This window comes from Roseovarius salinarum (genome assembly GCF_002834145.1).
GTDB classification, from domain to species: Bacteria; Pseudomonadota; Alphaproteobacteria; order Rhodobacterales; family Rhodobacteraceae; genus Roseovarius; species Roseovarius salinarum.
Genome location: NZ_PHNT01000003.1, coordinates 129,357 through 154,071 on the forward strand (window position 1 = coordinate 129,357; position 24,715 = coordinate 154,071).

Sequence of the window (24,715 nt, forward strand, 5' to 3'; positions counted from 1 at the left end):
AGATGAAGAGGGCGCGCCGGCGCGCCCCGACGACATGGAAGGAAAACCGATGTTGAAGAACGATCAGCTCGACCAGTGGGACCGGGAGAACTTCTTTCACCCCTCGACGCATCTGGCGCAGTTCGCGCGTGGCGAGGCGCCCAACCGTATCGTCACCGGAGGGCAGGGCTGCCATATCGAGGACCGTGACGGCAATCGGCTGCTGGACGCCTTCGCCGGGCTCTATTGCGTGAACGTGGGTTACGGCCGCACGGAAATCGCCGACGCGATCGCCGAACAGGCGCGCGAACTGGCCTATTACCACGCCTACGTGGGGCACGGCACCGAGGCCAGCATCACGCTGTCGAAGATGATCCTCGACCGCGCGCCCGACAACATGAGCAAGGTGTATTTCGGGCTTTCGGGCTCTGACGCGAACGAGACGAACATCAAGCTGGTCTGGTACTACAACAACATCCGCGGGCTGCCGCGGAAGAAAAAGATCATCAGCCGCTGGCGGGGCTATCATGGTTCGGGGCTGATGACCGGCTCGCTGACCGGGCTGCACATGTTCCACAAGAAGTTCGACCTGCCCATGGAACAGGTGATCCATACCGAGGCGCCGTACTACTTCCGTCGCGACGACGTCGCCCAGAGCGAGGACGGCTTCGTGGCGCATTGCGCCGCCGAGCTGGAAGCGCTGATCGAGCGCGAGGGCGCCGATACCATCGCGGCCTTCATCGGCGAGCCGGTGCTGGGCACCGGCGGCATCGTCCCGCCGCCCAGGGGCTACTGGGAGGCGATCCAGCCGATCCTCGAGAAGCACGACATCCTGCTGATCGCCGACGAGGTGGTTACCGGCTTCGGTCGTCTGGGCAGCATGTTCGGGTCGCAGCACTACGGGCTGAAACCCGACCTGATCACCATCGCCAAGGGGTTGACCAGCGCCTATGCCCCGCTTTCCGGATCGATCGTGAGCGAGAAGATGTGGAAGGTGCTCGAACAGGGCACCGACGAGAACGGCCCGATCGGACACGGCTGGACGTATTCGGCGCATCCCGTCGGCGCGGCGGCCGGCGTGGCCAACCTGAAGCTTCTGGACGACCTCGACCTTATCGCCAACAACCGCGACACCGGCGCCTATTTCAACAAGGTGCTCGCCGATGCGCTGGGCGATCACCCCCATGTGGGCGAGATCCGGGGCGAGGGCATGCTGGCGGCCGTCGAGTTCGTGAAGGACAAGGGCAGCCGCACCTTCTTCGGCCCCGACGACAAGGTGGGTCCGGCCATCGCGTCCGCGCTGGCCAAGGAAGGGGTGATCGGGCGCGCCATGCCGCAGGGTGATATCCTTGGCTTCGCCCCGCCGTTCTGCCTCACGCGGGCCGAGGCCGACGAGATTGCCGGCAAGACGGTGAAGGCCGTTGATGCTGTTCTCGGGTGACGGCGCCGGCTGTCGCCGAGCACGCACAGGTTGTCTTCGTGGGTGGCGTTGCGCGCGCAAGCGCAGCGCCGCCGCGCCATTTGCGCGCAGATTGGGCACCTGGGCGGCCGGCAGTGCCAGCCATTGCGAAAAAAAGCGGCATGACCGCTTGCAACGCGTGGACTTAGACGTTTTAGTTTAGCGCAAACGCGCCGGAAGCCGCGCGAGCAACGAAAACAGGGAGCTGCATTTGGCAGACACGGACAACAACGATGCGTTCGTTGCCTTTGAACGCGTGCAGAAGAGCTATGACGGCGAAACGCTCGTCGTCAAGGATCTCAACCTCTCCATGCCCAAGGGCGAATTCCTGACGATGCTCGGGCCGTCCGGGTCGGGCAAGACCACCTGCCTGATGATGCTTGCCGGGTTCGAGACCGCCACCCACGGCGAAATTCGCCTCAACGGCCGGCCCATCAACAACATTCCGCCCCACAAGCGCGGGATCGGCATGGTCTTTCAGAACTACGCGCTGTTTCCGCACATGACCGTCGCCGAGAACCTCAGTTTCCCGCTGGAGGTGCGCAAGATCGGCAAGTCCGACCGGGAAGAGAAGATCCGCCGCGCGCTGGACATGGTGCAGATGGGCGATTTCTCGGGGCGCCGGCCGGCGCAGCTTTCGGGCGGCCAGGCGCAGCGGATCGCGCTGGCGCGCGCGCTGGTGTTCGAGCCCGAGCTGGTGTTGATGGACGAACCGCTGGGCGCGCTCGACAAACAGCTGCGCGAGCACATGCAGTTCGAGATCACGAACCTCGCGCACGAACTGGGAATCACCGTGGTCTACGTCACCCACGACCAGACCGAAGCGCTGACGATGTCCGACCGCGTGGCCGTTTTCGACGACGGCCGGATCCAGCAGCTTGCCGCGCCCGACACGCTTTACGAAAGCCCCGACAACAGCTTCGTGGCGCAGTTCATTGGCGAGAACAACACGCTGGCCGGCACCGTCAAGGAAATCGAGGGCGATCGGTGCATCGTCGAGCTCGACGACGGAGAGCTGATCGACGCCCAGCCCGTGAACGTCGAGAAGCCGGGCGACCGGACGCTGATCTCGATCCGCCCCGAACGGGTGGAAACGAACGTCGAGCGCCTGGGTGAAAACGCCCATACCCTCAAGGCGCAGGTGGCCGAGTTCATCTACATGGGTGACGTTTTCCGCACCCGGCTGAAAGTGGCCGGCAAGGAAGATTTCATCATCAAGACGCGCAACTCGGCCGACCAGAGACGCCTGCAGCCCGGCGAGAACATCGAGATCGGCTGGCTGCCGCAGGATTGCCGCGCACTGGATGCGGTTTGACTTCGCCTCGGTCGCGCCGCTGCGGGCGCGACCTTCTGAGATTTCGCCGTTCTGCCCGTAACGCGAAATCCAACAATCCAAAACGGGAAGCAACTAGGGAGTACGTTATGAAACTTGCGACGACACTCATGGCCTCGACGGCGCTGACCGTTGCCGCCGGCGCCGCCGCGGCGGAAAGCCACGGCGACATGGCCGACAGCATGACACTGGTGTCCTGGGGCGGCGCCTATCAGAACAGCCAGCAGAAGGCCTATGTCGAACCCTACCTCGAGATGAACCCCGACGTCAGCGCGACCTGGGACGAAAGCTCGAACGAGGCGGTGGCCAAGCTGCGCGCGATGGACGAGGCCGGCAACATCACCTGGGACGTTGTCGACGTGGTGGCCTCCGATGCCATCCGCCTGTGCGACGAAGGCCTGGCGATGGAGATCGACCATGACGAGCTGCTCAAGCCCGCGCCGGACGGCACCGAGGCCAGCGACGATTTCGGCGACCTGATCGTGAGCGACTGCTTCATCCCGCAGATCGTCTACTCGACCACCTTCGGCTACCGCACCGACATGGTGCCCGAGGGCACCGAAGCGCCCGACGACATCTGCGACGTCTGGGACACCGAGACCTACCCGGGCAAGCGCAGCCTCGAGAAGCGCCCGATCAACAACATGGAATGGGCGCTTCTGTGCGACGGCGTGGAAAAGGAGAACGTCTATGACGTGCTGGCCACCGAGGAAGGGCAGGACCGCGCGCTGGCCAAGCTCGACGAGATCAAGGACGACGTGATCTGGTGGTCCGCCGGCGCCGACACGCCGCAGCTTCTGGCCGACGGCGAGATCTTCATGGGCTCGACCTACAACGGCCGCCTGTTCAGCGTGATCGAGGAGCAGGACCAGCCCGTGGGCATGATGTGGGACGCGCAGGTCTTCGACCTGGACGGCTGGATCATTCCCGAGGGTCTGCCCGATGACCGTCTGGCCCGCGCGAAGGACTTCGTGCGGTTCGCCACCGATACCCAGCGTCTGGCCGACCAGGCGGCCTACATCTCCTACGGCCCGGCGCGCGAAAGCTCGGCGCCGCTGGTCGGCAAGCACGCCGAACTGGGCATCGACATGGCACCGCACATGCCGACCGCGCCGGACAATGCCGGCAACGTCTTCGTCTACAACTACGAGTTCTGGGCCGACTATCGCGACGACATCGACGCGAAGTTCCAGGCCTGGCTGGCGCAATAAGGGTCCGCGCGGGCGGCTGACGCCCGCGTGACCGGTTCCGGGCGGCCCCTTGTGGCCGCCCGGTCCATCCGACGGACGAACGACGGAGCGCAGGCCATGCCCAAGGGCTATATCATCGGCCATATCACCGTGACGGACCCGGACGCCTATCAGGAATACGTCCGCCGCGACACGCCGATCCTCGAAGGGTTGGGCGGGCGGTTCATCGTCCGCGGCGGCCGCAGCGAATGCCCAGAGGGTGAAACCGAGGACCGCCACGTCGTCATCGAGTTCCCGACGTACGAGGCCGCGCTCGCGGCCTACAACGACCCCGAATACCAGGAGGTCGCCGAGATCAGGCGCAGCACCGCCGAGAGCGTCATCATCGTGGTGGAGGGCACGGAATGAGCAAACTCAAGAGCAGCGGCCAGCAGACGGCCGACGCACCCACCCCCGAAGACGCCTTTCACGAGGCCGCCGCGCTGGAGGATCACCCCTCGGCCCCCAGGGGCAGCAAGGCCGACGGCCCCGTACTTTCGGCCGACGGCACGCCGCTCAAGCGCAGCCTGAACCGCGCGCTGCGCATGCAGAAGCTGCGCGCGCTGATGCTGATCGCGCCGTTGCTGATCTTCGTGCTGGTGACCTTCATCGCGCCGATCGCGGACATGCTGTTCCGCTCGGTCGAGAACCAGATCGTTTCCAACACCCTGCCGCGCACGACGCAGGCACTGGCGGGCTGGGAGGCCGAGGGCGCCGACAGCGCCCCGCCCGAGGCGGCCTACGAAGCGCTCTACGTCGATCTTTTCCTTGCCGCCGAGGCAAAGGAGCACACGCGGCTGGGCACCCGTCTGAACTACGAGGAAACGGGCCTGTCATCGCTGTTCCGGTCCTCGGGTCGTGACATGGACGACATCGGCGAGGACCGTATCGACGCCTTGGAAGATGCCAACGAAGCCTGGGAGGAAGAGGGCTTCTGGTACACGCTGATGACCGGCGGCGAGGGCGCGGCGGGCAACACCGCGCTGCTGGACGAGCAGAGAGACCGCCTGGAGGCGCTGACCGGCGACAGCTACGCGGCGGACATCGGCTTCGTGCCGGGCCAGGCGATTTCCGAGCTGCTGCCCCGCACCGCCCGCGCCTATGCCGCCTTCGCGCTCTATACGGTTGTCGAGGACGAGGACATCGTCGCCGAGGAAGAGCCTTGGGAACGTGTCAAGATCGCCCTCACGCAGGATCTGCGCGACCCCGCGACCGTGCAGGCGCTGGCCGATTACGACGGACCGGGCGCCGAGGAGCTGCGCGCGGCCGCGGATCTGTCCGGGGGCTTCGAGGAAATCGATTTCAAGCAGACCTTCCTGGAGATCGACGAGGACTGGGGCAACGTCGACAACTGGCAGACGATCAAGATGTACAGCCCGCCCTTCACTTCGGGCTATTTCCTCAACGCCGTCGACATGGAGAAAACGCCCGACGGGCCGGCCCTTCGCGACGAGGACGAACGCATCTACGGCCTGCTCTTCAACCGAACGCTGTTCATGAGCCTCGTGATCACCGGCTGCTGTATCATGCTGGGCTACCCGGTGGCTTGGCTGCTGGCGAACCTGCCGATGCGCACCGCCAACATTCTGATGATCCTGGTGCTGCTGCCGTTCTGGACATCGCTGCTGGTGCGCACGAGCGCGTGGAAGGTCATGCTGCAGCAACAGGGCGTCATCAACGACACGCTGGTCTGGCTGGGGCTGGTGGACGATGCCAGCCGCCTGATCATGATCAACAACCAGTTCGGCACCATCGTGGCCATGACCCACATCCTGCTGCCGTTCATGATCCTTCCGATGTATTCGGTGATGCAGACGATCCCGCCGTCCTACGTGCGCGCGGCGCGCTCGCTGGGGGCGACGAACTGGACATCCTTCTGGCGGGTCTATTTCCCGCAGTCGGTGCCGGGCATCGGCGCGGGGTCGATCCTCGTCTTCATCCTGTCGATCGGGTACTACATCACGCCCGAGATCGTCGGCGGGACCACCGGCACCTTCATCTCGAACCGGATCGCCTACCACATCTCCAGTTCGCTCAACTGGGGCCTTGCGGCGGCGCTCGGATCGATCCTGCTGGCCGTCGTGCTGATCCTCTACTGGGCCTATGACAAGATCGTGGGCATCGACAACGTGAAGCTGGGGTAAGGGACATGACCATCGCCATCATCGAACCGAAACCCACCCCCTTCGTCGCCGGCGTCACGGCGATCGCCGGGGCCTTCGCGGGCCTCCTGGTGGGCACCGCGCAGGGTTCCAGCCTGATCGGGCTCGTGGCCGGTGCCGTGATCGCCGCCGCGATGGCCTATGTCTTCCTTGACTACTTTCGGCAGGAGCGCACGGCGCGTTGGGCGACCGTGATCGTCTTCACGATCGCCGCCTTCCTGCTCGGAGGCCCCGCCGGCGCCATCGTCGGGGTGCTCTTCGGCCTGTTCTTCGGCTGGTTCATCTTCTGGCTGGGCGAGGGCCGCCACCGCGCCAAGCTGCCACCCTACACCACGGGCCTCCAGGTGTTCTACCATTACGGCTTCCGGGTGATCTGCGGGCTCGTCTTCTTCTTCCTGATCACGCCGATCATCGTGGTCATGCCGCTGTCGTTCAACGCCGAGAACTTCTTCACCTTCACGCCCGAGATGCTGGCCCTGGATCCGGAAGGCTACTCGCTCAAGCATTACCGCGATTTCTTCACCAACGACGACTGGCAGCAGGCGCTCTGGAACTCGGTGTCGATCGCGCCCCTGGCGACGCTGCTGGCGGTAAGCTTCGGTACGCTGGCGGCCATCGGGCTGAGCTCCGAACACGTCCCCTTCCGCCGCCCGATCATGGCGATCCTGATCTCGCCGATGATCGTGCCGCTGATCATCTCGGCGGCGGGGATGTATTTCTTCTACTCCCGCCTCGGGTTGCAGGGCACCTACTGGGGCGTGGTGCTGGCGCACGCGGCACTGGGTATTCCCTTCGTCATCATCACGGTGACGGCCACGCTGGTGGGCTTCGACCGGTCGCTGACCCGCGCCGCGGCGAACCTCGGCGCGAACCCGGTCACCACCTTCCGGCGCGTGCAGATGCCGCTCATCCTGCCCGGCGTGATCTCCGGCGGTCTCTTCGCCTTCATCACCTCCTTTGACGAGGTGGTCGTCGTGCTGTTCGTCGGCTCGGCGGGGCAGAAGACGCTGCCATGGCAGATGTTCACGGGCCTGCGCGAACAGATCTCGCCGACGATCCTTGCCGTGGCCACGATCCTGGTGACCATCTCGATCCTGCTGCTGACGACGGTCGAACTGCTGAGACGCAGATCGGAACGCCTGCGCGGCATGACGCCCGGCTGAGGGCCCGAACGAAAGGGGCGGCCCCGTGCCGCCCCTTCATCTTGCTTCAACTACTCCCGCCGGAGGCGCGCGCAGGCCAAGGCCGGCAGGCCGCGGCCGAGACATCGTGCGCGCGCCGAAGGCGCGCACCGCGTGATTACGCCCGCACGCGCGCCTCGTAGGCGTCGGAGATCTCGCGCGCCAGCGCGCCCACCTCGAAATTGTAGTCGCCGATCTGGCCCACGGGTGTCACCTCGGCGGCCGTGCCCGTCAGCCAGCACTGTTCGAATCCTTCGAGTTCGCCGGGCATGATGTGCCGTTCGTGCACGGTGAAGCCACGGTCGTTCAGCATGCCGATCACCGTCTGCCGCGTGATGCCGTCGAGGAAGCAGTCGGGCAGCGGCGTGTGCACCTCGCCGTCCTTGACGAAGAAGATGTTCGCGCCCGTCGCCTCGGCCACGTACCCGCGGTAATCCATCATCAGCGCATCGCCGCAGCCCTTCGCCTCGGCGGCGTGCTTGGACATCGTGCAGATCATGTAAAGCCCGGCGGCCTTGGCGTGGCTGGGGATCGTCTCGGGGCTGGGGCGTTTCCACTTCGAGATGTCCAGCTTGGCGCCCCTGGTCTTGGCGTCGCCGTAATAGGCGCCCCATTCCCAGGCGGCGACCGCCAGCCGCACCTTGTTGCGCATCGAGCTTACGCCCATGTCCTCGCCCGCGCCGCGCCAGGCGACCGCACGGACATACGCATCGCCCAACCCGTTGGCCTTCATGACCTCCAGCTTGGCGGCCTCGATCTCGTCGATCGTCCAGGGGATCGGCATGTCGATGGCCGTGCCGGAGTTGATCAGCCGTTCCGAGTGCGCACGGCTTTCGAAGATCCGGCCGCCGTAGGCACGCTCGCCCTCGAATACCGAACTGGCGTAGTGCAGCGCGTGCGTGAGGATATGCACGTTCGCATCGCGCCAGTCGACAAGGGCGCCATCCATCCAGATCTTGCCGTCGCGGTCGTCGTATCCGGCCATCGCATGCTCCTTTCGGCCCAATATTTGCGTTTGTTGCGCTGGTTGCGTCCGAACCGGACATAAAGTTGCGCAAAAACTGCGAATCGCTACCAGTTCGGTCTTGGAATGTCAATAAAGCTGACTTAAGTTCACAGGGCGGGCAGAAGACACCATCGGAGGCCGGAAAATGCCGGAAATGCAAGGTGGCGAGAACCTGCTGTTCCTGACCGACGAACAGCTCAGGCAGGGGATCGAGGCGATGTTCTTCGCCTACCGAGGGTTCACGGCCGATCCTGACCGGATTCTCGCGGACATGTCCTATGGCCGGGCGCATCACCGCGCCATGCATTTCATCGCGCGCCTGCCGGGAACGACCGTGAACAACCTGATGCGAATCCTCGGTGTCACGAAACAGTCGCTCAACCGGGTTCTGCGCACGTTGATCGAGGATGGCCTTGTCGAAAGCCGTGTCGGCACGTCGGACAAGCGCGAGCGCAACCTGTTCCTGACCGAGAACGGCGCCGCGCTGGAACAAAGGCTGTCGGATGCGCAGCGCGCACGGATGCGCGCGGCCTATCGCGCCGCCGGCCCCGAGGCCGTTTCGGGCTTTCGGCAGGTCCTCGAGGCCATGATGGACCCGGAGATGCGGCGCCAGTATCACGCCATTCGGGATGCAGGCGCATGACCGAGCCCGCGCCGCACCTCCTGATCGTCGACGACGACGAACGAATCCGCGGGTTGCTGCAGAAGTTCCTGTCGCGCAACGGCTTCCTTGTTTCCGTGGCGCGCGATGCCGCGCAGGCCCGCCGCCTGTTGTCCGGGCTCGAGTTCGACATGATCGTGCTCGACGTGATGATGCCCGGAGAGGACGGGATCGCGTTGACCCGCGCGCTGCGCGAAACCGACGCGACACCGGTCCTTCTTCTGACGGCGAAGGGCGAAACCGACGACCGGATAGCCGGCCTCGAAGCGGGGGCCGACGATTACCTTCCCAAGCCTTTCGAGCCCAAGGAGCTTCTTCTGCGGATCAACGCCATCCTGCGCCGCATGCCGGAGCCTGAAAACGGCGAGGGCGCGCCGACAATCCTGAACCTCGGGACGGTACGCTACGACATATCGCGCGCCGAACTTCTGCGCGGATCGGAGCCGATCCCGCTTACCGCGACCGAGGCCCAGCTGATGCGCATCTTTGCCGAGAACCTGCGCGAACCCGTCAGCCGTGGCCGGCTGGTCGAGGATCTCGGCCGTGACAAGGGCAAGGCACAGGAGCGGGCCGTGGATGTGCAGATCACCCGCCTGCGGCGCAAGATCGAGGCGGACCCCAAGCAGCCCCGGTATCTTCAGACCGTGCGTGGCGAAGGCTACATGCTGGCGCCGGACTGACCTTTTGCAAGTGCACTGGGTCAGGCCAGAAGATCGTCCTCGAAGGGAAAGCGCGAAAGAAGCTCGGTGCCCGTTTCGGTGACCAGCAACTGCTGTTCCAGCTTCACGCCCTCGGCGCCGCCGTCCTCGCCGATGTAGCTTTCAACGCAAAGGGTCATTCCCGGCTCGATCACCCCGTCATAGCCCGCGTCGGGAAAATCTCCGTGGTGATAGAGATACGGGTATTCCCCGGTCATCCCGCAGCCGTGCGCCGACAGGTAGTAGCGGTTGGCGTAGTACTTTTCGGGGATGTCCCAGGCGGCGTCGGCGTAGTCGCGGAAACTCATGCCAGGGCGCAGAACGTCGATGTTGTGGTTCACCTGTTCGTGGGCCACCTTGTAAAGCTCGCGCTGCTTGGCCGTCGGCGCGTCGGGGCCCGCGTGGAACGTGCGCGAGAAGTCGGAGTAATATCCGTGGCAGCCCACCACGTCCGTATCCAGCGCGATCAGTTCGTTTTTCCCTATGAGCTTGTCGGACGTCTCCTGGAACCACGGGTTCGTGCGTGTGCCCGTGTTCAGCAGGCGTGTTTCCACGTAATCACCGTTCTGCGCGATCACCGACTGGTGCAGCACCGACCAGAGCTCGGCCTCGGTCAGCCCCGGGCGGATCGCCGCGCGTAGCTTGGCGACGGCGACCTCGGTCGCGCGCAGCGAGGCCATGACGCATTTCATCTCCTCGTGCGACTTGACGGCACGCGCCATTTCCACGGGTTCCTGCGCGTCCACGATCCGCAGGCCCTGGTCGTGCAGGGCGATGGCCACGCCGGCGTTCAGCCGTTCTAGCCCCAGCGTCGCGCCCTTGCCCGCCAGATCCGTCACGAGCTCCGCCGTCTCTGCCGCCCATGCGCGCTCACGCTCCGCGATCTCCGGGCCGGCCGCGACGAAGCTGGCGGTCTTGGCCGGGCGGACCTCGTCCACCGTTTCGAAGCCTTCGGCCAGATGTGCGCAGCCGGTGAATTCGAACAGGATCGCCCGGTCGGCCGTCATCAGCAGGTAGCGCGCGGGCGCGTTGCGTTGCGAAAACACCTGCATGTTGCGCGTTCCCGTGGCGTAGCGGATGTTCACGGGGTCACTCAGGATCACGGCATCGATGCCGCGCCGGGCCATCTGCGCGCGCACGCGCGCCTGACGATAGCGCCGTACCGCGCCCAGATCGATGCCCTCGTCCTGCGGCGCGCGATCAAGCTGCGCCAGACCTTCCAGATCGCCGCGATCGGCGTGCCAGTCGAATTCCGCCATGCCTTCCCCCCGGTTCGGCGCTCGGAACAACCGCTAATGCGGATGGAGAGGTCGCACAATCCCCGCGACGTCAGGCACGGTCGTCCTTCGGGGACCCCATGACCACGTAGGAGGTGATCGCGTTGACCTGCGGCAACGTGCCGAGCACGTCGGTGTGGAAACTCTTGTAGGCGGACAGGTCCGCCGCCTCGACCCGAAGCAGGTATTCCACCGCCCCGGTGATGTTGTGGCATTCCACGACCTCGGGGGCGCGGTCCATCGCGCGCTCGAACGCCTCCTGGCTGGCCTTGGTGTGCGAATTCAGCCCCACGGTGACATAGGCGGTAAAGCCCACGCCGAGCGCCCCGCGGTCGAGCACCACGCGGTAACCGCGGATCACGCCCGCCCGTTCCAGCGCCGCCACCCGCCGCAGACAGGCCGAGGGCGAAAGACCGACGGTCTCGGCCAGTTGCAGGTTGCTCATCCGCCCGTCGCGCGACAGCGCGCGCAATATCCGGTGATCGATATCGTCCATGACGACGATTGATTGCATCTTCCGGCCCGAATCGCAAAATTTCGCAACAACGCTGCGCGTCTCGGCGCATAGGTTTGCACGCATGACACTCGAGCTTTTCACCGCGCTGGCCACCTTCGCCCTCGTGACCGTCATCACGCCGGGGCCGAACAACCTGATGCTCATGGCCTCGGGCGCGAACTTCGGGTTTCGCCGGACGGTGCCGCACATGCTGGGCATCGGGCTGGGCTTTCCGTCGATGGTGGTGCTGGTGGGAATAGGGGTCATGCAGGTGTTCGACCTCTGGCCGCTGAGCTACACGCTGCTCAAGACCGCCTGCGTGGCCTATCTGCTCTATCTCGCTTGGAAGATTGCCAACGCCGCCCCGCCCGAGACCGATGGCACGGCGGCCGCGGGACATCCGCTGACCTTCCTGCAGGCTGCCGCTTTCCAGTGGGTCAATCCCAAGGCATGGAGCATGGCGCTTTCGGCGATCACGCTTTATGCAGCCAGCCGGGATGTCGCCGCCGTTCTGTGGGTTGCCAGCACCTACGTGGGCGTTTCGGCCATCAGCACGACAAGCTGGACCGTGCTGGGCCAGCAACTGCGCCGGTTGCTCGATCGTCCCGCGCGGCTGCGCATGTTCAACCGGGCGATGGCCGCGCTTCTCGTGGCGACGCTGATTCCCGTTCTCTGGCCCGGGGGCGGCTGACCGCAGCGCCGACGCGAGCGATTGCAAAAAGCCCGCCATCCAGCCATAACGCGACGCGACACACGCGGAGCACACCATGACCAACTATCTCGACTTCGAGAAGCCGCTGGCCGAGATCGAAGGCAAGGCGGAGGAGCTGCGCGCGATGGCGCGGCAGAGCCCCGAGATGGACGTCGAGACCGAGGCCAGCGCGCTGGACAAGAAGGCCGACGAGATGCTGCGCGAGCTTTACAAGGATCTCACGCCCTGGCGGAAATGCCAGGTCGCGCGGCATCCCGAGCGCCCGCATTGCCGCGACTACATCAAGGCGCTGTTTTCCGAGTTCACGCCGCTGGCCGGCGACCGGAATTTCGCCGACGACCAGGCGATCATGGGCGGGCTGGCCCGCCTGGACGACCGGCCCGTCGTGGTGATCGGTCAGGAAAAGGGCCACGACACCAAGTCCCGGATCGAACGGAACTTCGGCATGGCCCGGCCCGAAGGCTACCGCAAGGCGATCCGGCTTATGGAAATGGCCGACCGGTTCGGTCTTCCGGTCATCACGCTGGTGGACACGCCCGGCGCCTATCCCGGCAAGGGCGCCGAGGAACGCGGCCAGAGCGAGGCGATCGCGCGCAGCACCGAGACCTGCCTCGAGATCGGCGTGCCGCTGGTCAGCGTCGTCATCGGAGAGGGCGGCTCGGGCGGCGCCGTCGCGCTGGCCAGCGCCAACCGTGTCGCGATGCTGGAACATTCCGTCTACTCGGTGATTTCGCCCGAGGGCTGCGCGAGCATTCTCTGGAAGGACTCCGAGAAGATGCGCGAGGCCGCCGAGGCGCTGCGGCTGACCGCGCAGGACCTCACCCGTCTGGGCGTGGCCGACCGGATCGTGGACGAACCCCTTGGCGGGGCCCACCGCGACCGCGACGCCACGATCGACGCGGTGGGCAAGACACTGCATGCCATGCTCAGCGAACTCGATGCCAAGAGCCGGAAGAAGCTGGTCAGGGACCGGCGCGACAAGTTCCTGAAGATGGGGGCCAAGGGCCTCGCCGGCTGAGGCCGCGCGCTACCCTCGGGCCTGCACCCGGCGAACGGCGAGCAGGGTGGCGGGGGGACCGATCAGCTCGAAGGCCACGGTCGTGCCGATGGTCAGCGTCAGGATCAGGTCGCGGGAGTCGGGAAACTCCTGCGCTGCGACAAGTGCCATGCCGACGGCAACGCCCGCCTGCGGCAAGAGCGCCACCCCGAACCATGGCCGCTGCGCCGGCGGAGCGCCGGCGACGGCGCCCCCGATCCAGCCACCGATGATGCGGCCCAGCATCCGCAGCACGAAGAAGGCCCCGCCGACGAGCCCGAGATCGGCCAGCGTCGTGGCGTCCAGCGAGGCCCCGGCCAGGACGAAGAACAGGATCATGAAGGGCCACTGGATGTGTTCGATTTCGTGGAACGCGCGGTCGTGGTGGCGCGCGAGATTGGCGATGATGAGCCCGGCCGTCATGCCTGCCAGCAGGAAGGACACCTCGGCCCATTTCGCCAGTCCGGCAGTCAGGAAGACGACACCCAGTGCCTCGCTCTGCAACGGTTCGCCGCGGCTGATCCGGCCGGTGAGATAGGCGGCGGGCAAACCGAGCGCGATGCCCAGCCCCAGCGCGCCGCCGATTTCCCGACCCGCGGTGCCGAACATGGACAGGTCCATCTGGCCGGCAAGGCCTTGGGCGAACACCGCCGCGATGGAAAACGCCATGAGCCCCCAGGCGTCGTCGATGGCCACGACCCCCTTGACCATCTCGACGAAGTCGCCCGAGGCCCCGATCTGGTGGATGACGTCGCGGCTGGCGGCGGGATCGGTGGCCGTCGCGATCCCGCCCAGCAAAAGCGCAACCGGCCCGGGAACGCCGGCCAGCCACAGCCCGCCGCTGACCAGCGTCAGGGTCACCACCACGATCAGCGCGGAAACGGACAGGATCGCGCGGCCATGCCGGACGAGGTTGTCGCGCGTCAGGGAACTCCCCAGCAGGAAGGCGATCATCGTCAGGGCAATCGCCGACAGCAGATCGTAAAGCGCCTGCATCTCGGGCGGGATCAGGTCGAACCCCGATTTCCCCACGGCAAGGCCGCAGGCCAGCAAAAGCGTGACACGCGGCAGGCGCGTGCGCCGCCCCACTTCGTCCGCGAGAAGGCCCACGAGAAAGAGCGCACCCAGCGCTGTGAAGATGACCGGCAGGTCCATCGCGTCTCCGGCAGCGAATACACCGGCAGGGAAGCCTAGCCGGTCAGCATCTTCAAGCCCTGCGTGACATCCGACCGCACCGCGAGGCGAAGGCCGGGTTCGTCGCCGGCCTTCAATGCCGAGATGATGAGCCGGTGGTAGTGCGGCGGCTCCTTGCGGTCCAGCCGGCCATAAAGCGCGCGCATCGTCGGGCCCAGTTGCAGCCAGACCGTTTCGGCCATCGCCAGCATCGCCGGCGCCTGCGCCCGCAGGTAGAGCGTGCGGTGGAACTCGAGGTTGCGGCGGATGTAGCCCACGGCGTCGTGGCGGGCGATCTCCTCGCCGAACTTCGTGTTGATGCGTTGCAGGCGCTCGATCAGGGCGATGTGCGCGCGCGGCAGGGCGCGGCTGGCCAGCTCGACCTCCAGCAGCGCGCGCAGCGCCGCCAGTTCCTCGATCCGTTCGTGGCTCAGTTCCGGCGTGGAGACCCGGCCCGAGCTTGACAGCGTCAGCGCCCCCTCGGCTGCCAGCCTGCGGACGGCTTCGCGTGCCGGCGTCATGGAGACATCGAAATCGCGGCCCACTCCGCGCAGGGTCAGCGCGGTGCCGGGTGCCAGTTCGCCGTGCATGATGCGCGTGCGCAACCCGCGATAGACACGGTCATGTGCGACGGGCGCCGGATCGGGTTTCGGGTTGAGCAGCATGGATCATTTGTGATCACGAAAGGCGTGGCGGTCAATCTCCGAAATCATAGCGGTGCAGCGCCGCGCCGTTCTCGCGCAGCCACCGGCGGGGGCCGTCGAAGCCGGGGCAAAGATCGGCGACGATCCGCCAGAAGGCCGGCGAATGGTTCATTTCCTCCAGGTGCGCGACCTCATGGGCGGCGACATAGTCGAGCACCGGATCGGGCGCCATGATGAGACGCCACGAATACATCAGCCGCCCGGCCGACGAACACGACCCCCACCGCGATCTTGTGTCGCGCAGGGTGATCCGGCCATGCGCGCGGCCCAGCGCGCTGGCATGCCGGTCCGAGGCCGCGGCAAGGCGGGCGCGCGCCTGTTCGCGCAGAAAGGCACGCACGCGCGCCGCGGTGCCGTCAGCATCACCGGGCACGAGCAGCGTGTCGCCATGCAGGCGCACGCGCCGCCCGTCGGCCGGCGTGATTCGCACACCCTCGCCGCGATAGGGCACCTCCGCACCGGCGGCCACGCGCACCCGTCCGGGCTGACGGCGCAGCCGGTCGCGCAGCCAGCCGGCCTTGGAGCGGGCGAAATCAAGTGCCTCGGCCTCGCGCACGCCCGTCGGGACGGTCAGTGTCACCCGGCCGTCAAGGCCCGAGACACGCAACGAAATCCGACGTGCGCGCGAGGATCGGCGCAGCGTCAGCGCCACGGGCGGTTCGCCGGGAAGAAGATGGTCGCGCATGCCGTTCCGCAGGTTGCCGCGCGCCCGTGCGCGCCGTCGATTCAAAGGTTTTGACACCTGTGGGCGGTTATGGCAGGTGGCGCGAACCGTCGACAAGACAAAGATGCAAAGGGACTTGCCCATGCCCAAGGAAGAATGGGGCGTAAAGCGTGTTTGCCCGACCACCGGGAAGCGTTTCTACGACCTCAACAAGGACCCGATCGTGAGCCCATACACCGGCGAGATCGTCGAGCTGGACACCGGCAAGAGCCGGACGATCACGGCCGATACCGAGGACGCCGAGACCAAGAAGAACAAGCAGGAAGAGTCCACGCAAAGCAGCGAGGTGATCGACGAGGGCGACTCGGTCGATGTCGATCTCGGCGATGACGTTCTGGAAGACGACGAGGACGACAACGTCTCGCTCGACGACATCACGGACGTGGCATCGGACGACAGCGAAAGCTGACCGGCGGACGGCGGGATTTTCCGCTTGATCCCGTCGGCGGCTTTGCCTAGACAGCGGCGGCGGACCGGCGGGTCCGTGTCCATCGGGGCCTTAGCTCAGCTGGGAGAGCGCTTGCATGGCATGCAAGAGGTCAGGGGTTCGATCCCCCTAGGCTCCACCAATTCCCAATTCGACAATTGCATGCGGGGCGCGGGCCCGGCGGCGACGCGTTTCGGCTTGAGGCGGAACGCGGCCCGCACTAGACCCACGGGCAAAGGAGCCCGCGCATGAGCCTCAACACTTTCGGTCACCTGTTCCGCGTCACCACATGGGGCGAAAGCCACGGGCCCGCGCTGGGCGCCACGGTCGACGGCTGCCCCCCCGGCGTGGTGCTGGACGAGGCCATGCTGCAGCACTGGCTCGACCGGCGCCGTCCGGGGCAGAGCAAGCACACCACCCAGCGACAGGAACCCGACGCGGTGCGCATCCTGTCGGGGGTGTTTGAGGGGCGCACGACCGGCACGCCCATCCAGCTGATGATCGAGAACACCGACCAGAGGTCGCGCGACTACGGCGAGATCGCGCGCACCTTCCGGCCGGGCCATGCCGATATCACCTATCACCTGAAATACGGCCACCGCGATTACCGCGGCGGCGGACGCAGCAGCGCGCGCGAGACGGCGGCGCGGGTGGCGGCCGGCGGCGTCGCGCGTGCGGTTCTGGCCGACCTCGCGCCGGGGCTGGAGATCCGGGGTTACATGACCCGGATGGGCGAGATGGCGATCGACCGGACCCGCTTCGACTGGGACCAGATCGCGGCCAACGATTTCTGGGTGCCGGATGCGCAGGCGGCGGCGGACTGGGCCGCTTACCTTCGGGAGATCCGCAAGGCGCAGGATTCCGTGGGGGCCGAGATCGAGGTTGCCGCGCGCGGTGTCCCGGCGGGACTGGGCGCGCCGGTCTACGGCAAGCTCGATACCGACCTGGCGGCCGCGATGATGAGCATCAACGCCGTCAAGGGCGTGGAACTCGGCGAGGGCATGGCCGCCGCGCGGCTGAAAGGCACCGACAACGCCGACGAGATCGTGATGGGCGACGACGGGCCCGAGTTCACCTCGAACCACGCCGGCGGTATCCTCGGCGGCATCTCGACGGGGCAGGACATAGTGGTGCGTTTCGCCGTGAAGCCCACGTCGTCCATCCTGACGCCGCGCCGCTCGATCCGGACCGACGGCAGCGCGACCGAGGTCGTGACCAAGGGCCGGCACGACCCTTGCGTGGGCATCCGCGCCGTGCCGGTGGGCGAAGCGATGGCCGCCTGCGTTCTGCTCGATCACATGCTGCTGCACCGCGGGCAGGTCGGCGACGGCCCGCGCGGCAGCATCGGCTGAGACACCCCTGTCAATCGCGGTGATAGGGTGTGCCGGCAAGGATGGCTGCGGCGCGGTAGAGCTGTTCGGCCAGCATCACGCGCGCCAGCATGTGCGGCCAGACCATCGGCCCGAAAGAAAGCCTGAGATCCGCCGCCGCGCGCAGGCCCGGGTCCAAACCGTCGGCGCCCCCGATCAAGAAGGCTGTATCGTTGCGGCCGGTGTCGCGCCACTGGGCCAGTCTCTGCGCGAACTGCCGTGACGACAGCGCTTTTCCGCGTTCGTCCAGTGCGACGGTGACAGCCCCCTTGGGAATGGCACGGCGCAGCAACGTCGCCTCGGCGGCCGGGCCGCTGCCCTTGCGGGCCTCGATTTCATGGAGTTGCGCGGGCCCCAGTCCGAGAGCCCGGCCCGTCTTCTCGAACCGGGCGAGGTAATCTTCGGTCAAATCGCGCTCGGGGCCGGACCGCAGCCGCCCCGCCACGCAAAGGTGGATGCGCATTCAGCCCTGTGTCGCCGCGGCCTGTTGCGCGGGCAGCCACATCTTCTCGAGCTGGTAGAATTCGCGCACCTCCGGCCGGAAGACGTGGACAATCACGTCGCCGGTGTCGATCAGGACCCAGTCGCCGGCCTCGCCGCCTTCCATCCGGGCGAGTACGCCCAGATCCTGCTTGAGACGTTCGACCAGTTTCTGCGAGATCGATGTCACCTGCCGCGAGGACCGGCCGGAACAGATGATCATGTAGTCACCCATGGGCGACTTGCCGCGCAGGTCGATCTGCACGACGTCTTCGGCCTTGTCTTCGGAAAGCGAGGATAGGACACGCGCAAGCTGGTCTTCGCTGGTCGCGTTCTGTGCGGCGCCCATCATGGGCGCACCTTGCTCGGCAGTTCCTGCCGCATCAGCCATAACAGACAGGACATTGTCCTCCTTGGTTGCGCACCGGCCGTGCCCCGGTGCCGGGCATGGTTTCAAGGTAGCATCGCGCGTGTGAAATCTCAATGTCGCGGCCCGGTTGTGTTTGAAGGCGCTGCGACAAGGCGCGTCTGCGCGGTGCCACTGGACAGGCCTGCGCGATTGCGATCTTCTGGCGGCAAGAACCGAGGAGGGGCGGATGACGACTGCGCTGATCACCCACGAGGACTGTCTCGATCACGTCACCCCGCCGGGGCACCCCGAGCGGGTGGCGCGGCTGGAGGCGTTGCTGCCCGCGCTGGAGGGCCGCGACCTTTTGCGCATCAAGGCGCCGTTGGCGGCCGAGGACGACATCCTGCGTGTGCACCCGCCGGCACACCTTGCCGCGCTGCGCCGGGCGGCGCCCGAAGATGGCCGCGTTGCGCTGGATCCGGACACATGGATGTCGCCCGGATCGCTCACCGCGGCGTTTCGCGCCGCGGGCGGGGCGGTGCGCGCAGTGGACATGGTCATGGCCGGCGAGGCGACCAACGCCTTCGTCGCCTGCCGTCCGCCGGGACACCACGCGGAATACGAGACCGCGATGGGATTCTGCCTGTTCGGGACGCTCGCGGTGGCGGCGAAACACGCGCTGGACCACCACGGGCTGTCGCGCGTGGCGGTCGTGGATTTCGACGTTCACCACGGCAACGGCACGCAGAACCTGCTGGAGGACGATGCGCGTGTCCTGTTCTGTTCCACCCACCAGATGCCGCTGTTTCCCGGTACCGGCGATCCGCGCGACACCGGGCCGCACAACACGGTGGTCAACGTGGCCATGGCTGCCGGTGACGGCTCCGAGGCGTTCCGGGCGGCGATCGAGGACAAGGTGCTGCCGCGGGTCCGGGATTTCGCGCCCGAGCTGCTGCTCGTTTCGGCGGGGTTCGACGCCCATGCCGCTGACCCGCTGGCCGGGATGGAGCTGACCGAGGCGGATTTCGCCTGGGTGACCGAGCGGCTGTGCGAAGTTGCCGCGCATCACTGCGACGGGCGGCTCGTCTCGAACCTCGAAGGCGGCTACGACCTTGATGCGCTGGCGGCCAGCGCCGCGACGCATGTCGACGCGCTGATCGCCGCCGGAGGCTAGAGCCAGCCGCTCCAGACGGCCCAGGCGACGGCCAGAAGCAGACCGCCCGAGACCAGTTCGCTGGCGGTCTCGTAGCTGTGGCGCACGCGCCCGCCCAATTCGAGACCGATGAGCGTGAAGGTGACGGAAAACCCCATGATGGTGGCCGCCATGGCCAGTGGCGGGATGCCTTCCAGGCCGAGGCTCACCCCGACCACGAGGTTGTCCACCGACAGCCCGGCGGCCAGAAGCACCAGTTCGCGCCAGCCGGTCAGCCAGGCGCCAAGCGCCTCGCGGTCGCGCGTGTCGCGCGTCGTCTCGAACAGGGTCCACAGGCCCAGCCCTGCCAGCAGCGCGGGGCCCAGCCAGTCCGCCCGCCCCGCGACGAACTCCGCGGTGGCCTGCCCCAGCCAGATGCCCAGAAGCGGCACCGTGAACTCGAAGGCGGCGAAGGTTCCGGCGATGCGCCAGCGGCGTCGTGCCTGCCCCAGCGCGCCAAGTGCAAGGGCCGCCGAGAAGTTGTTGGCGCCGATCACCGCGCCGAGAATCGCCAGTTGCAGCCACATGTGGCCTGTCCTTGACCGATGGCCGGGCCGGCGGCAAGCGTCTTGTGGGCGTCAGCCGAAGGCGCCGCGGATGAAGTCGACCGTCCGCGGATCGCGCGGATTGTCGAAGACGTCTTGGGTGATGCCGATCTCGGCGATCTCTCCGAGATAGAAGAACGCCGTCCGGTCGGCCACCCGCCTTGTCTGTTCCATCGAGTGGGTGATCAGGACGATGGAATAATCCTCGGACAGCTCGGTGATCAGGTCCTCGATGATGGCCGCCGCGTTCGGGTCCAGCGACGAGACGGGTTCGTCCATCAGCAGGACCTCGGGGTCGTTGGCGATGGCGCGCGCGATGCAAAGCCGTTGTTGCTGGCCGCCCGACAGGTCTGTGCCGCGTTCGTCCAGCTTGTCCTTGACCTCGTCCCACAGCCCGGCACGGCGCAGGCTGTGCTCGACCAGCTGGTCCATTTCCGCGCGGCCCTTGACGAAGCCGTGCAGCCGTGGACCGAAGGCGATGTTGTCATAGACCGACTTGGGGAACGGGTTGGGCGCCTGCGCGACCATGCCGACCCGCGTGCGGATGTGCACAGGGTCGATGGCGGGGGCATAGATGTCCTGCCCGTCGAGCAGGATCCGGCCCGTGACGCGCGAATTCTCGATCGCGTCGTTCATCCGGTTCAGGCAGCGCAGGAAGGTGGTCTTGCCGCAGCCGGACGGCCCCATCAGTGCCAGCACCTCGCGCGCATGGACGTTCAGCGTGGCGTCCCTGATGGCGTGGAAGTCGCCGTAGAAGACGTTCACCTCGCTGCATTCCATCTTGGTTTCATGCCCCGCCGCGGCGCGGTCCGGGGCGGTTTCGGGTTTCTCCAGCGTGGTTTCCATCGGGCTCACCATTTCTTTTGCACGCGGTCGCGCAGGTAGATCGCCGCCGCATTCATCAGGAAGAGGAAAAGAAGCAGGACGATGATCGCCGCCGCCGTCTTGGCGGCGAAGGCGCGTTCGGGGCTCGTCGACCAGGTGTAGATCTGCACCGGCAGCGGCGCCGCTGGGTCAAGGAAGCTGCTGGGCGCATCCGCCACGAAGGCCACCATGCCGATCATCAGCAGCGGCGCGGTCTCGCCCAACGCCTCGGCCATAGAGATGATGGTGCCCGTCAGGATCCCCGGCAGCGCATTGGGCAGGACCACCTTCGACACCGTCTGCATCTTCGAGGCGCCCAGTTCCATCGCGGCGGTGCGCAGCGAGGGCGGCACGGCGGCGATGGCCGCGCGCGCGGCGATGATCATGGTGGGAAGCGTCAGCAGCGAGAGCGCCAGCCCGCCCACCAGTGGGCTGGAGCGCGGCATGCCGAAGACGCGTATGAAGACGGCGAGCGCCAGCAGGCCGAAGACGATCGAGGGGACGGCGGCGAGGTTGCGGATGTTCACGTCGATCAGCCGGGTGAACCAGTTCTTCGGCGCGAATTCCTCGAGGTAGACCGCGGCGGCCACGCCCAGCGGCAGGCTGACCACCAGCGTGACCGTCAGCATCAGCGCCGAGCCGACGACGCCGGCAAATATGCCGGCCACTTCAGGGTCGCGGCTGTCGTTGCGCAGCAGCAGGTCCCAGGCGAAGGCCGAGCGGACCATGCCCTGATCCTCCAACCGCTCGATCCAGTTGATCTGTGCATCGCTGGTGCGGCGGTCGTCCTCGGTCACGTCACGGTCCACCACGCCCTGCACGATGTTGTGCATGTCGTCGGAGGCCGGCAGCCAGAAGCGTGACTGCTGCCCGATCAGCGACGGTTCCTCGATGACGCGTTCCATCAACTGGAAGCTCGCGTCGGCGCTGATGAGCGCCAGCATCTCGCGGCGTGCGCCGCGGCTGTCCGGGCGCCCGCCGAGGCTTGCATACAACGCGTCCGCCACCAGGCCGCGGAAGTTGACGTCCTTGATCGCGTCCGCGCCGGCCTGAGTGCCGCCGTCGAACTCTGCCGCGGGCAGCGCGACCTCGAGCCCGATCTGTGTCTGCACGAAGGCGGTTCGCGCCTGGTAGAAAATGCTGCCGAACAAGGTGACCAGCATGGTGACCGCCAGCAGGATCGACACCATGCCGAGGCCACGCAGCACCCCCTCGCGCGTGCGCCGGCGCCGCACGCCGACGTTGAACCGTTCCGAGGTATACCATTCGGTGAAGTTTTCGGGCCGGTCAGTCATACTGGTCCCTGTATCTCTCCATCACCTGGAGGGCGAAGAGGTTGAGCATCAGCGTGATCGCGAACAGCGCCAGCGCCAGCGCGAAGGCCGACAGGGTCATCGGGCTGTCGAAGGGCTGGTCGCCGGTCAGCACGGTGGTGATCTGCACGGTGATCGTGGTCACCGCCTCGAAGGGGTTGAGCGTCAGGTTCGCCGCCAGCCCCGCGGCCATCACCACGATCATCGTCTCGCCGATGGCGCGGCTGGTGGCCAGCACCATGGCGCTGACCAGCCCCGGCAATGCGGCGGGCAGCACCACGCGCACGATCGTCTCTCCCCTCGTCGCGCCCAGCGAATAGGCCGCCTGCCGCAGCCGTCCGGGCACCGAGCTGATGACATCGTCCGACAACGAGCTGACGAAGGGGATGATCATGATGCCCATCACCGCGCCCGCGGCCAGCGCGGACTCGGAACTTGATGGAATCCCGAGGCTTTCGCCGAAATCGCGTACCAGCGGCGCGACCAGCGTCGCGGCGAAGAACCCGTAGACGACCGTGGGGATCCCGGCGAGCACCTCGATCACCGGCTTGGCGGTGGAGCGCACCCCGTGGGGTGCGAATTCGACCATGTATATGGCCGAGAACAGCCCGATCGGCCCAGCCACCAGCATCGCCAGCATGGCGATCTGCGTGGTGCCGACGAGGACCGGGATGAACCCGAAGGAACCTTCCTGGCCCAGCTGGCCCTCGCGGATCGCGGTGATCGGACGCCAGTTGAGGCCGAAGAAGAACTCGGTGGGCGAGACCATCGCGAAGAACCGCAGCGAGTCGAAGATCAGCGTGAACACGATGCCCACGGTGGTCAGGATCGCCACGGCCGAACAGGCGATGAGGATCCACAGGAAGATCCGTTCGGTCGCGTTGCGCGCCTGGAAGGCGCGGTCGATCGGGCGCAGCGCATAGAGGCCCATCAGGATCGAGATCACCAGCGCACCCAGCCCGATGATCCAGTCGGCCAGCTTGTTGAGCCACACCAGCCGGTCGGCCGCCGCCTGCTCCAGCGGCTGCACGTTGCTGACGCCGAACTGTTCGTTGGCGATGGACCACAACCGCGCCGCCACGAGCGAGGCGCGCTTGCCCTCCATGTAATCGGCGGGCAGCCCGCGCACGACGATCCATTCCGGCACGAAGCTTTTCAGCGCGAGGCCCGCCAGAAGGAAGATCACCGCGGGCAGCAACATGCACAGCGCGACCCACATGCCGTGGTAATAGGGGCGCGAATGCATGGCGCGCACACGTCCGGCTTCGAGCCGGAGCGCCCAGCGCAGCCCCAGCAAGTAGCCGAACACGGAAAGCAGCAGAACGCCGTAGGTCGCGATTGCCGGTGTCATCGAAGTCCCTCGAACTCCCGACAACCGTTAACGATCGTTCTTTACGGTTTTGTAACAGCCCGCCAGGGTGCGTCAGCGTGGCCCGGCGGGGCAGGTCACGTCTCTTGCGCGGCCTCCAGCAGCGCCGGCAGACCGTCGCGGTAGCTGGGGTAAAGCAGCTTCACCCCCAGTTCCGTCTTGATGCGGTCGTTCGCGACGCGCTTCGACTCGGCGTAGAAACTGCGCGCCATCGGCGACATCTCGGCCTGTTCGAAGGGAACCTCGGGCGGCATCGGCGCGCCCAGAAGCTGGGCTGCATGGGCGATCACGTCCTGCGGCGGGGCCGGGTCGTCATCGCACAGGTTGTAGACCGCGCCGGGGTCGGGCCGCGCGATGGAGGCCGCGAGCACCTGAGCGATGTCATCGACGTGGATCCGGCTGAACACCTGGCCCTGCTTGACGATCCGGCGCGCGGTGCCGCGGCGGACCTTCTCGAACGGGCCGCGCCCGGGGCCGTAGATGCCCGCCAGCCGGAAGATGTGCAGCGGCAGGCCCGTGATCGCCTGCCATTCCGCTTCGGCCGCGACGCGCGCGCGCCCACGGTCGGTGGAGGGCGCCAGCGGCGTGGATTCGTCCACCCAGCCGCCGCCGTGGTCGCCGTAGACGCCCGTGGTCGACAGGTAACCGGCCCATTCGAGCCGCGGGGCGATTTCGGCGATGGCATCGCCACACCGGCGCAGCACCGGGTCGCCCTCGGCGTCCGGGCCGGCGGACACGAGCACATGTCTGGCCGCTGCCAAAGCCGGGTCAAGGTCGCCGCCGGGCCAGATGACGGGGTGGATGCCCTCTGCGCGCAGGGCCTCGGCCTTGTCGGGGCTGCGGGTCGTGCCGTGGATCGTCCAGCCCCGGGGCAACAGGAGATTCGCCAGCGCGCGGGCGGAATACCCGTGACCGAAAGAAAGAAGTGTCTTGCTCATGGCCCCTTAATGTAGGCAGGCACTGGCGTTGGCAAGGC

26 protein-coding genes and 1 tRNA gene are annotated in these 24,715 nt (G+C 66.8%); 14 read left to right on the plus strand and 13 right to left on the minus strand.

Annotated elements, in window-relative coordinates:
* The first annotated feature begins 49 nt into the window (after window positions 1-49).
* From CEF10_RS04935 to CEF10_RS04960, 6 genes are all read left to right on the plus strand, one after another.
* The gene (locus tag CEF10_RS04935; RefSeq protein WP_101066940.1) at window positions 50-1,420 is read left to right on the plus strand and encodes an aspartate aminotransferase family protein; all 1,371 of its coding nucleotides are present in this window, start codon (window positions 50-52) and stop codon (window positions 1,418-1,420) included.
* Between the two features lie 229 nt (window positions 1,421-1,649).
* Window positions 1,650-2,753 (plus strand): ABC transporter ATP-binding protein, encoded by a 1,104-nt coding sequence (locus tag CEF10_RS04940; protein WP_101066942.1) that lies wholly within the window; start codon window positions 1,650-1,652, stop codon window positions 2,751-2,753.
* Window positions 2,754-2,860: 107 nt separating this feature from the next.
* Window positions 2,861-3,982 (plus strand): extracellular solute-binding protein, encoded by a 1,122-nt coding sequence (locus CEF10_RS04945; RefSeq protein ID WP_101066944.1) that lies wholly within the window; start codon window positions 2,861-2,863, stop codon window positions 3,980-3,982.
* A 96-nt stretch (window positions 3,983-4,078) separates the two neighbouring features.
* Window positions 4,079-4,369: a DUF1330 domain-containing protein gene (locus tag CEF10_RS04950; RefSeq protein ID WP_101066946.1), complete on the plus strand. Its 291-nt coding sequence runs from the start codon at window positions 4,079-4,081 to the stop codon at window positions 4,367-4,369.
* Window positions 4,366-6,144: an ABC transporter permease gene (locus CEF10_RS04955; protein WP_101066949.1), complete on the plus strand. Its 1,779-nt coding sequence runs from the start codon at window positions 4,366-4,368 to the stop codon at window positions 6,142-6,144. The genes CEF10_RS04950 and CEF10_RS04955 overlap by 4 nt, the downstream gene beginning before the upstream one ends.
* 5 nt (window positions 6,145-6,149) lie before the next feature.
* Window positions 6,150-7,325 carry an ABC transporter permease gene (locus CEF10_RS04960; RefSeq protein ID WP_101066951.1) on the plus strand — a complete coding sequence of 392 codons (1,176 nt, stop codon included), beginning with the start codon at window positions 6,150-6,152 and terminating at the stop codon, window positions 7,323-7,325.
* 136 nt (window positions 7,326-7,461) lie between these two features.
* On the opposite strand, the gene CEF10_RS04965 is transcribed toward CEF10_RS04960, so the two are convergent.
* Window positions 7,462-8,328: a branched-chain amino acid aminotransferase gene (locus tag CEF10_RS04965; RefSeq protein ID WP_101066953.1), complete on the minus strand. Its 867-nt coding sequence runs from the start codon at window positions 8,326-8,328 to the stop codon at window positions 7,462-7,464.
* Window positions 8,329-8,494: 166 nt separating this feature from the next.
* Here CEF10_RS04965 and CEF10_RS04970 point away from each other — a divergent pair, with 166 nt between their 5' ends.
* Entirely contained in the window at window positions 8,495-8,992 is a 498-nt protein-coding gene (locus tag CEF10_RS04970) for a MarR family winged helix-turn-helix transcriptional regulator (RefSeq protein ID WP_101066955.1), read from the plus strand.
* Window positions 8,989-9,690: a response regulator gene (locus tag CEF10_RS04975; protein ID WP_101066957.1), complete on the plus strand. Its 702-nt coding sequence runs from the start codon at window positions 8,989-8,991 to the stop codon at window positions 9,688-9,690. The genes CEF10_RS04970 and CEF10_RS04975 overlap by 4 nt, the downstream gene beginning before the upstream one ends.
* Window positions 9,691-9,710: 20 nt before the next feature.
* On the opposite strand, the gene CEF10_RS04980 is transcribed toward CEF10_RS04975, so the two are convergent.
* A complete protein-coding gene (locus tag CEF10_RS04980; RefSeq protein ID WP_101066959.1) occupies window positions 9,711-10,967 on the minus strand; it encodes a M24 family metallopeptidase in 1,257 nt (418 codons plus the stop codon).
* A 70-nt stretch (window positions 10,968-11,037) separates the two neighbouring features.
* Window positions 11,038-11,481, minus strand: a complete 444-nt coding sequence (locus tag CEF10_RS04985; protein ID WP_101066961.1) for an Lrp/AsnC family transcriptional regulator — start codon at window positions 11,479-11,481, stop codon at window positions 11,038-11,040.
* A gap of 82 nt (window positions 11,482-11,563) precedes the next feature.
* On the opposite strand from CEF10_RS04985, the gene CEF10_RS04990 reads away from it, so the two are divergent.
* Entirely contained in the window at window positions 11,564-12,172 is a 609-nt protein-coding gene (locus CEF10_RS04990; RefSeq protein WP_101067104.1) for a LysE family translocator, read from the plus strand.
* A 76-nt stretch (window positions 12,173-12,248) separates the two neighbouring features.
* Window positions 12,249-13,211 (plus strand): acetyl-CoA carboxylase carboxyltransferase subunit alpha, encoded by a 963-nt coding sequence (locus CEF10_RS04995; protein WP_101066963.1) that lies wholly within the window; start codon window positions 12,249-12,251, stop codon window positions 13,209-13,211.
* Between the two features lie 9 nt (window positions 13,212-13,220).
* Here CEF10_RS04995 and CEF10_RS05000 read toward each other — a convergent pair whose 3' ends face one another.
* From CEF10_RS05000 to CEF10_RS05010, 3 genes are read right to left on the minus strand one after another with little or no spacing between them, the layout of a single operon-like run.
* Window positions 13,221-14,384: a cation:proton antiporter gene (locus CEF10_RS05000; protein ID WP_101066965.1), complete on the minus strand. Its 1,164-nt coding sequence runs from the start codon at window positions 14,382-14,384 to the stop codon at window positions 13,221-13,223.
* A gap of 35 nt (window positions 14,385-14,419) precedes the next feature.
* Entirely contained in the window at window positions 14,420-15,067 is a 648-nt protein-coding gene (locus CEF10_RS05005; protein ID WP_101066967.1) for a GntR family transcriptional regulator, read from the minus strand.
* Window positions 15,068-15,098: 31 nt separating this feature from the next.
* Window positions 15,099-15,791, minus strand: coding sequence for a M48 family metallopeptidase (locus CEF10_RS05010; protein ID WP_101066970.1), 693 nt, complete (start codon window positions 15,789-15,791; stop codon window positions 15,099-15,101).
* 121 nt (window positions 15,792-15,912) lie between these two features.
* On the opposite strand from CEF10_RS05010, the gene CEF10_RS05015 reads away from it, so the two are divergent.
* The 3 genes from CEF10_RS05015 to aroC all read left to right on the plus strand — a co-directional run bounded on the left by CEF10_RS05015 (window position 15,913) and on the right by aroC (window position 17,609).
* The gene (locus CEF10_RS05015) at window positions 15,913-16,239 is read left to right on the plus strand and encodes a TIGR02300 family protein (protein WP_101066972.1); all 327 of its coding nucleotides are present in this window, start codon (window positions 15,913-15,915) and stop codon (window positions 16,237-16,239) included.
* An 84-nt stretch (window positions 16,240-16,323) separates the two neighbouring features.
* Window positions 16,324-16,399 (plus strand) — tRNA-Ala (locus tag CEF10_RS05020).
* 106 nt (window positions 16,400-16,505) lie between these two features.
* The gene (gene aroC, locus CEF10_RS05025; protein WP_101066974.1) at window positions 16,506-17,609 is read left to right on the plus strand and encodes a chorismate synthase; all 1,104 of its coding nucleotides are present in this window, start codon (window positions 16,506-16,508) and stop codon (window positions 17,607-17,609) included.
* Window positions 17,610-17,619: 10 nt separating this feature from the next.
* Here aroC and rlmH read toward each other — a convergent pair whose 3' ends face one another.
* Both rlmH and rsfS read right to left on the minus strand, forming a co-directional pair.
* Window positions 17,620-18,090: a 23S rRNA (pseudouridine(1915)-N(3))-methyltransferase RlmH gene (gene rlmH, locus CEF10_RS05030; protein WP_101066976.1), complete on the minus strand. Its 471-nt coding sequence runs from the start codon at window positions 18,088-18,090 to the stop codon at window positions 17,620-17,622.
* Window positions 18,091-18,498 (minus strand): ribosome silencing factor, encoded by a 408-nt coding sequence (gene rsfS, locus CEF10_RS05035; protein ID WP_198586147.1) that lies wholly within the window; start codon window positions 18,496-18,498, stop codon window positions 18,091-18,093.
* A 205-nt stretch (window positions 18,499-18,703) separates the two neighbouring features.
* Here rsfS and CEF10_RS05040 point away from each other — a divergent pair, with 205 nt between their 5' ends.
* A complete protein-coding gene (locus CEF10_RS05040; protein ID WP_101066978.1) occupies window positions 18,704-19,630 on the plus strand; it encodes a histone deacetylase family protein in 927 nt (308 codons plus the stop codon).
* On the opposite strand, the gene CEF10_RS05045 is transcribed toward CEF10_RS05040, so the two are convergent.
* The 5 genes from CEF10_RS05045 to CEF10_RS05065 all read right to left on the minus strand — a co-directional run bounded on the left by CEF10_RS05045 (window position 19,627) and on the right by CEF10_RS05065 (window position 24,677).
* Window positions 19,627-20,175 (minus strand): manganese efflux pump MntP, encoded by a 549-nt coding sequence (locus tag CEF10_RS05045; protein ID WP_101066981.1) that lies wholly within the window; start codon window positions 20,173-20,175, stop codon window positions 19,627-19,629. The genes CEF10_RS05040 and CEF10_RS05045 overlap by 4 nt on opposite strands.
* 51 nt (window positions 20,176-20,226) lie before the next feature.
* Window positions 20,227-21,039 carry a phosphate ABC transporter ATP-binding protein PstB gene (gene pstB / locus CEF10_RS05050; protein ID WP_101066983.1) on the minus strand — a complete coding sequence of 271 codons (813 nt, stop codon included), beginning with the start codon at window positions 21,037-21,039 and terminating at the stop codon, window positions 20,227-20,229.
* Between the two features lie 5 nt (window positions 21,040-21,044).
* Window positions 21,045-22,352 carry a phosphate ABC transporter permease PstA gene (gene pstA, locus CEF10_RS05055; RefSeq protein WP_101066985.1) on the minus strand — a complete coding sequence of 436 codons (1,308 nt, stop codon included), beginning with the start codon at window positions 22,350-22,352 and terminating at the stop codon, window positions 21,045-21,047.
* The gene (pstC, locus tag CEF10_RS05060) at window positions 22,345-23,721 is read right to left on the minus strand and encodes a phosphate ABC transporter permease subunit PstC (RefSeq protein WP_101066987.1); all 1,377 of its coding nucleotides are present in this window, start codon (window positions 23,719-23,721) and stop codon (window positions 22,345-22,347) included. The genes pstA and pstC overlap by 8 nt, the downstream gene beginning before the upstream one ends.
* A 95-nt stretch (window positions 23,722-23,816) precedes the next feature.
* Window positions 23,817-24,677, minus strand: coding sequence for an SDR family oxidoreductase (locus CEF10_RS05065; protein ID WP_101066989.1), 861 nt, complete (start codon window positions 24,675-24,677; stop codon window positions 23,817-23,819).
* Window positions 24,678-24,715: the final 38 nt, after the last annotated feature.